The sequence below is a fragment of the Neochlamydia sp. AcF84 genome (assembly GCF_011087585.1).
Classification (GTDB): Bacteria; Chlamydiota; Chlamydiia; order Chlamydiales; family Parachlamydiaceae; genus Neochlamydia.
Window position 1 is genome coordinate 1 of sequence record NZ_VJOT01000079.1, and the last position, 2,591, is coordinate 2,591.

The 2,591-nt window shown below is 39.7% G+C and carries 3 protein-coding genes; 2 read left to right on the top strand and 1 reads right to left on the bottom strand.

All coding sequences use genetic code 11. From position 1 onward, the window contains the following. On the top strand, positions 1 to 1,478 hold a 1,478-nt coding region (locus NEOC84_RS09315), incomplete at its 5' end, for a tetratricopeptide repeat protein (RefSeq protein ID WP_166158529.1). Continuing rightward, positions 1,479 to 2,027: a tetratricopeptide repeat protein gene (locus NEOC84_RS09320; RefSeq protein WP_166158532.1), complete on the top strand. Its 549-nt coding sequence runs from the start codon at positions 1,479 to 1,481 to the stop codon at positions 2,025 to 2,027. A 26-nt stretch (positions 2,028 to 2,053) separates the two neighbouring features. Here the strand turns inward: NEOC84_RS09320 and NEOC84_RS09325 are convergent. Beyond that, a partial coding sequence (locus tag NEOC84_RS09325; protein ID WP_166154362.1) for an integrase core domain-containing protein occupies positions 2,054 to 2,591 on the bottom strand: 538 nt, incomplete at its 5' end.

Genomic DNA, 2,591 nt, shown 5'->3' on the forward strand with positions numbered 1-2,591 from the left:
ACCAAGACCAAGGCAATTTAGATAAAGCGGAAGATTATACCCACAAAGCACTTGCCATTGATCTTAAGCTTTTTGGTGAAAATCATCCTGAAGTGGCAACTTGTTACAATAACCTAGGACAAATTTACCAAGACCAAGACAACTTAGATAAAGCGGAAGATTATACCTACAAAGCACTTGCCATTGACCTGAAGCTTTTTGGTAAGAATCATCCTGAAGTGGCAATTTGTTACAATAACCTAGGACAAATCTGCAAAGATCAAGGCAATTTAGATAAAGCGAAAGATTATACCCACAACGCACTCGCAATTAACCTTAAGCTTTTCGGTGAAAATCATCCTGAAGTGGCAATTTGTTACAATAACCTAGGACAAATCTGCAAAGATCAAGGCAATTTAGATAAAGCGGAAGATTATACCCACAAAGCACTCGCTATCGATCTTAAGCTTTTTGGTAAGAATCATCCTGAGGTGGCAATTCGTTACAGTAACTTAGGACAAATCTACCAAGACCAAGGCAATTTAGATAAAGCGGAAGATTATACCCACAAAGCACTTGCCATTGATCTTAAGCTTTTTGGTGAAAATCATCCTGAAGTGGCAATTTGTTACAATAACCTAGGAGAAATCTGCAAAGATCAAGGCAATTTAGATAAAGCGGAAGATTATACCCACAACGCACTTGCCATTGAGCTTAAGCTTTTTGGTGAAAATCATCCTGGGGTGGCAATTCGTTACAATAACTTAGGACAAATCTGCAAAGATCAAGGCGAGTTTGGCAAGGCAGCTAAGTATATTCACAAGGCGTTGGCCATTAACTTTAGGTTGTTTGGCGAAAATAATCCCGAGGTGGCTATCAATTACAGCAACCTAGGGCAAATCTACCAAGACCAAGGCAATTTTGGTAAGGCAGCTGAGTATGCTGAGAAAGCACTTGCCATTAACCTTAAGCTTTTTGGTGAAAATCATCCTGAAGTGGCAATTTGTTACAATAACCTAGGACAAATCTGCAAAGATCAAGGCAATTTAGATAAAGCGGAAGATTATACCCACAAAGCACTTGCCATTGACCTTAAGCTTTTTGGTAAGAATCATCCTGAGGTGGCAATTCGTTACAGTAACTTAGGACAAATCTACCAAGACCAAGGCAATTTATATAAAGCGGAAGATTATACCCACAACGCACTCGCTATCGATCTTAAGCTTTTTGGTGAAAATCATCCTGGGGTGGCAATTCGTTACAATAACTTAGGACAAATCTGCAAAGATCAAGGCGAGTTTGGCAAGGCAGCTAAGTATATTCACAAGGCGTTGGCCATTAACTTTAGGTTGTTTGGCGAAAATAATCCCGAGGTGGCTATCAATTACAGCAACCTAGGGCAAATCTACCAAGACCAAGGCAATTTAGATAAGGCAGCTGAGTATTGCAATAAAGCCCTTGCCGTTCACCTTAACTTTTTTGGTAAAAATCATCCTTGAGTGGCAATTTATTATAGCAACCTCGGAGGAATCTACGGAGAGCAAGGCAAATTAGACAAGGCGGTTGAGTATAGCAACAAAGCACTTACCCTTGATATTAAGCTCTATAGTAAATACCATCCTATGGTGGCAATCGATTACAACAACTTAGCGCACTTCTACCAAGCACAGGGTAACTTAGGAAAGGCGGCTGAATATTGCAATAAAGCTCTTATCGTCACCCTTAAAATTTATGGTAAATATCACTCTACTGTAGCAGCCTGCTATGATAACTTCGGACAAATCTACCAAGACCAAGGCAATTTAGATAAAGCAGCAGATTATACTAACGAAGCACTCGCTATTGACCTTAAGCTTTTCGGCGAAAGCCATCCTGGGGTGGCAATTTATTACAGTAACCTTGGACAAATCTACCAAGAACAAGGGAATTTAGATAAGGCAGCTGAGCATGAACAAATAGCCCTCACGATTGCCCTTAAGCTTTTTGGTGAAAACCATCCTACAGTAGCAAGGAATTATAATAACCTAGGTTTAACTTATTTGTCCTAGACAGTACTTGACCTGACAAACATGAGTTACCTGGCAGGTACTATTTCTGTCAGTTGTAACTTATCTAACATCTTTTCTTGCGCAAGATGTTTTGCATCTAAGAATGTTTGTAATGGCGTCTTGCCAAAACAATACTTTCCTGTATGTGTTCTCTCGTTATTATACTCATTCATCCATTTATCCACATCCTCTTGTAATTCTTCAACATTTTTAAACACTTTCTTCCTAAAAGCTGTGGCATAAAATTCGTTCTGGATGGTCTGATGAAACCTTTCGCAGATTCCATTCGTTTGAGGGTGCCGAGCTTTAGTGCGAGAATGGTCAATGTCTTCAATGGCCAGATAAAGTTCATACTCATGATGCTCTCTTGCTCCACAGTACTCTGTACCACGATCGGTCAATATTCTTAAGACACGAATATCTTGCTCTTCAAACCAGGGAATGACTTGGTCATTCAGCATATCCGCTGCTACCAACGCATTTTTTCTATCGTATAGTTTGACAAAAGCTACCTTAGAATAGGTATCGATCACTGTCTGTTGATAAATGCGTCCCACACCTTTA